The sequence below is a fragment of the Micrococcus sp. MS-ASIII-49 genome, from assembly GCF_000946635.1.
Classification (GTDB): Bacteria; Actinomycetota; Actinomycetes; order Actinomycetales; family Micrococcaceae; genus Micrococcus; species Micrococcus luteus.
Genome location: NZ_JXSP01000093.1, coordinates 1 through 5,006, shown reverse-complemented (window position 1 = coordinate 5,006; position 5,006 = coordinate 1). Strand labels below are relative to the sequence as shown.

Below are 5,006 nucleotides of genomic sequence, written 5' to 3'. Positions count from 1 at the left end.
GATGCACGCGGCGGAGGCCGCGGCGAGCGCTCGGCCCGCGGGCGTGGTGAGGCACCCGCCGAGCAGCGCGCCGAGGGCCGGGGCCGTGGTCGCGGCGAGGGCCGCGAGCGCACCGCCTCGCGCTCCGAGACCCCCGCGGCCCGGACGTCGGAGCCGGTGGCCGGCGTCGAGCTCACGGAGGCCCGCCGGGCCGAGCGCGCCGAGGCCCGGGCCGAGGCCCGTCGTCGCCGGGGCGGCCGCTCCCGCACGCGGCGCCGCAACGGCGAGGTCGTGGACGGCTGACCCTCCCTTCCGGGCCCCCGGGAGTCTTCTGCACGAATGACCCTTCTGACCGCCGTGCAGGCGGCCGGAAGGGTCATTCGCGCAACGGATCCTCCGCCGTCGCCCGGGCCGTCCGGGCTCAGCCGCGGATGATCGACGTGCCGGTGCCCTGCCGCTCGATCTCGGCGAGCACCTCCGCGCCCGTGGTGTGCTCGCCGATCGGATTGGGCTTGCCCGTGCCGTGGTAGTCGGACGAGCCGGTGACGAACAGCCCGTGCCGGTCCGCGAACGCGCGCAGCCAGGTGCGCTCCTCCGCCGGGTTGTCCCGGTGCTCGACCTCGACCCCCGCCAGTCCGGCCTCGGCCATCTGCTCGAACACCTCGTCGCCCACCACGCGGCCCCGCATGCGCGCCCGGGGATGCGCGAACACCGGCACCCCGCCGGCGGCCCGGATGAGCGCGACCGCCTCGGCCGGGTCCGGGGCGAAGTGCGGCACGTAGTACTTGGACCGGCCGGCGAGGATCTCCCGGAACGCCGCGGAGCGGTCCGGGACGGCCCCGATCGTCACGAGGGCGTCGGCCAGGTGGGGCCGGCCGATCGTCGCGTTCTCCGCCGCGTGCTCCTGGACCAGCTCCCACGTGATCGGGAAGTCCGCGCCCAGGCGCCGCACCATCTCCTGCGCCCGGATCAGCCTCGCGTCGCGGGCCAGGCCGACCTCCCGCAGCAGGGCGGGGTCCTCGGGGTCGTGCAGGTAGCTGAGCACGTGCACGCTCACGCCGTCGGCGGAGGTGCAGGACATCTCCATGCCGGGCACGAGCGTCAGCCCGGTCTCCCGCGCGGCGTGGGCGGCCTCGGCCCAGCCGGCGGTCGTGTCGTGGTCGGTGAGCGCGAGGCCGTCCAGCCCGGCCCGCGCCGCCGCACGCACCACGTCGGCCGGCGGCTCGGTGCCGTCGGACTCGGTCGAGTGCGTGTGCAGGTCGTAGCGGGCCATGGCGGCCATGGTACCGAGACCCGCGCGCGGCGGCCCCGACCTGCCCGCGCCCACCGGTGCCATGATGGAGGGCATGACCGATGCCGCACAGCACCCCGCCCAGACCACCCCCGACCAGCCCGCCGCCGCCCCCGAGGCGGGCGCCGACGGCACCGGCGCGGTGAACCCCCAGCCGCTGGCCGAGCGCGTCGACAACCGCTCGCAGCGCCCCGCCTCGAACGCCTTCCGCGACTTCATGGCCTCCGACTGGGCGCCCTCGTCGCAGGCCCTGCCCGACCCCGACGCCTCGGCCCCGTACGCCGCCCGGCGGCGGGCCGCCGTGTCCGCGCGCTTCCCGGGCGAGCGGATCGTGGTGCCGGCCGGCCGCCTCAAGGTCCGCTCGAACGACACCGACTACCGCTTCCGCGCGCACTCCGCGTTCGCCCACCTGACGGGCCTCGGCGTGGACCACGAGCCGGACGCCGTGCTCGTGCTCGAGCCCACGGACCCGGGCGCCGGCGACGACGGCACGGACCACACCGCCACCCTGTACTTCCGTCCCCTGGCCGGCCGGGACACCGAGCAGTTCTACGCGGACTCGCGCTCGGGCGAGTTCTGGATCGGCCCCCGTCCGACCCTGGCCGGCCTGGCCGCCCGCACGGGCCTGCGCACGGCGGGGCTCGAGGAGCTCGAGTCCGCCGTGACCAAGAACGTGGCCGCGGACGGCACCGCGGTGCGGCTGCTGGCCGAGACCGACCAGGACGTGGACGCGCTGCTGGCCGCCGTCCGGACCGAGGCCGGCGTGGACCTGACCGCCGCGGCCGAGGCCGACGCCCAGACCGCCGAGTTCCTCTCCGAGCTGCGCCTGGTGAAGGACGCGTGGGAGGTCGAGCGGATGCGCGCCTCGGTGGCCGCGACCATCGCGGGCTTCGAGGACGTCGTGCGGGCCCTGCCGCGCGCCGTGGGCCACGACCGCGGCGAGCGCGTGGTCGAGGGCGCCTTCTTCGCCCGCGCCCGCCTCGAGGGCAACGACCTGGGCTACGACACGATCGCGGCCTCCGGCAACAACGCCACGATCCTGCACTGGATCCGCAACACGGGCGCCGTGCGCCCGGGTGAGCTGCTGCTGCTCGACGCCGGCGTCGAGGACGACTCCCTCTACACCGCGGACATCACCCGCACCCTGCCCGTGTCCGGCACGTTCACGGACGTGCAGCGCCGCATCTACCAGGCGGTCCTCGACGCCGCGGACGCCGCCTTCGCGATCGTGCGCCCCGGCATCCGGTTCCGCGAGCTCCACGCCGAGGCCATGCGGGTGCTCGTCGACCGCCTCGACGGCTGGGGCCTGCTGCCGGTCTCGGCCGAGGTCGCGCTCTCGGACGAGGGCCAGCACCACCGGCGCTGGATGCCCCACGGCACCTCGCACCACCTCGGCCTCGACGTGCACGACTGCGCGCAGGCCAAGCGGGAGCTCTACCTGGACGGCGTGCTCGAGCCGGGCATGGTCTTCACGATCGAGCCGGGTCTGTACTTCAAGGAGGAGGACCTGGCCGTCCCCGAGGAGTACCGCGGCATCGGCGTGCGCATCGAGGACGACATCCTCGTGACCGAGGACGGGGCCGAGAACCTCTCCGCGGTCCTCCCCCGCACCCCGGACGAGATCGAGGCCTGGATGGCGCGGCTCCAGGCGTGATCCGGCGCGGAGGGCGCCCCTAGGGTTCGGACCATGGGTATCGACCTGACCACCGAGCTCACCGCCCTCCGCGACCGCCTCCTCTCCGCCGAGGCGGAGCACGCCGACCTCATCTCCCGCGTCCGGGAGCGCCACCGGGCCTCGGCCCGGAACCTCGTGCACTACGTCGCCCTGCGCGGCACCGACCTGCGGCCCCTGCAGGAGGCGCTGAGCGACGCCGGACTGTCCTCTCTGGGCCGCATGGAGGCCGGCGTGCTGGGCCACGTGGACGCGGTGCTGGCCGCCGCCCGCGCGCTCGACGGCGACCCCGCCCCCGCGCCCGAGGACGACGCCCTGACCTCCGCCGAGGGCCGCGCCATCCTCGCCCGCAACGCGGCGAGCCTGCTCGGTCCGGCCCGCGGCGACCGGGACGCGCGCATCATGGTGACCATGCCCTCCGAGGCCGCCACGGACCCGGAGCTCGTGGCCCGGATCGCCGAGGCCGGCATGGACCTGGCGCGCGTGAACTGCGCCCACGACGACGAGCAGGCGTGGGCCGCCATGATCGCGGCGGTCCGCCGGTGTGCCGGTGCGGGCCGGCCCGCACCCCTGGTCGCGATGGACCTGGCCGGGCCGAAGGTGCGCACCGGCCCCATCGAGCCGGGACCGCGCGTCGTGAAGGTGAAGCCCGCCCGGGACCCCTCCGGGATCGTCACCGAGCCCTCCCGCGTGTGGCTCGCCGCCGGGCCCCACGACGCCGTGGCCACAGCGGACCGGCCGGACGGCGCCGTCGTCGTGCCGCTCGCGGACCCGGAGGGGACGACCCTGGCGGTCCTGCAGCGCGGCGACGAGATCGAGCTGACCGACGCGCGTGGCGCTCACCGCAGGCTCGAGGTCGAGCAGGTGGACGGCGAGGGCGTGCTCGTGCAGGCGGACAAGACGGTCTACTGGGCGACGGGCACGGCGCTGACGACGCCGCACGGGCCGCTCGAGGTCGGGCCGCTGCCCCCGCTCGAGCAGTCCATGCGCATGCACGAGGGCGAGGAGATCGTGCTGGCCCGCTCGCTCGAGCCGGTCCCCGCGGTCGACACGCCGCCCTACCGGATCGGCCTCACCCTGGCGCAGGCGTTCGCGGACGCGGCGGTCGGCGACCGGGTCTCCCTCGACGACGGGCGGATCGGCGCGCGGATCACGGCGGTGTCCGACGACGAGATCACCCTCGAGGTGACCCAGGCCGGCCCGCGCGGGGCGAAGCTCAAGGCGGAGAAGGGCGTGAACTTCCCGGACACGCACCTGGACATCCCGGCCCTCACGGACGAGGACCTCGCCCACATCCCGTTCGCGGCCCGCCACGCGGACATGGTGAACATGTCCTTCGTCCGCTCGGCCGAGGACGTGGCCCAGCTGATCGACGCGCTCGAGGCCGAGGACGCGCCGGACGTGGACATCACGCTGAAGATCGAGACGGTGGAGGCCTTCCGGCAGCTGCCGCGGATGCTGCTCGAGGCGATGCGCTGGCGGGACGTCGGGGTGATGATCGCCCGGGGCGACCTGGCGGTGGAGGCCGGCTTCGCACGGATGGCCGAGCTGCAGGAGGAGATCCTGTGGCTGTGCGAGGCGGCGCACGTGCCCGCGATCTGGGCCACCCAGGTCCTCGAGTCCCTCGCCAAGACCGGCCTGCCCTCACGGGCGGAGATCACGGACGCCGCGATGGCGCAGCGGGCCGAGGCCGCGATGCTGAACAAGGGCCCGTACATCGACCGCGCCGTCACCGTCCTCGGCGACATCCTGGGCCGGATGCACGGTCATGCGAGCAAGAAGCGCGACATGCTCCGGCGACTCGAGTCCTGGTCCCTCTGACGGGGCTCAGCCGCGCGGTTCGTCCTGGGGCCGGGGCGGGTGGCCGCCGCGCGCCTCGATGAGCTTGGCGACCTCCTCCGGGGGCAGGGTCACGCCGTAGGAGCGGTCCAGGCCGGTGGGCGCGGTGTCCGCCTCCGGAGTGGGCCGGGCCGACGCCTCGGGCCCGCCGGGGGCCGGCGCCGCGTGGGACCCGCCCGACGACGGCGCGGCGGCCGGGGTGGCCTGCACGGACCCGCCCCCGGC

General features: G+C 75.8%; 3 protein-coding genes and 2 pseudogenes. 3 read left to right on the top strand and 2 right to left on the bottom strand.

The annotated features are described in order from the left end of the window. Positions 1-282: pseudogene (locus tag SJ20_RS06910) on the top strand (ATP-dependent helicase); the annotation flags it as partial. Between the two features lie 118 nt (positions 283-400). Here the strand turns inward: SJ20_RS06910 and SJ20_RS06905 are convergent. Continuing rightward, complete coding sequence (locus SJ20_RS06905) at positions 401-1,261, bottom strand: PHP domain-containing protein (RefSeq protein ID WP_036381123.1); 861 nt, start codon at positions 1,259-1,261, stop codon at positions 401-403. Positions 1,262-1,325: 64 nt separating this feature from the next. Between SJ20_RS06905 and SJ20_RS06900 the strand changes: the two genes are divergently transcribed. Both SJ20_RS06900 and SJ20_RS06895 read left to right on the top strand, forming a co-directional pair. Further along, a complete protein-coding gene (locus SJ20_RS06900) occupies positions 1,326-2,924 on the top strand; it encodes an aminopeptidase P family protein (RefSeq protein WP_044659413.1) in 1,599 nt (532 codons plus the stop codon). A gap of 33 nt (positions 2,925-2,957) precedes the next feature. Beyond that, positions 2,958-4,763, top strand: a complete 1,806-nt coding sequence (locus tag SJ20_RS06895; RefSeq protein WP_044659411.1) for a pyruvate kinase — start codon at positions 2,958-2,960, stop codon at positions 4,761-4,763. 6 nt (positions 4,764-4,769) lie between these two features. Here SJ20_RS06895 and SJ20_RS06890 read toward each other — a convergent pair. Beyond that, positions 4,770-5,006 (bottom strand): annotated as a pseudogene (locus tag SJ20_RS06890) (hypothetical protein); the annotation flags it as partial.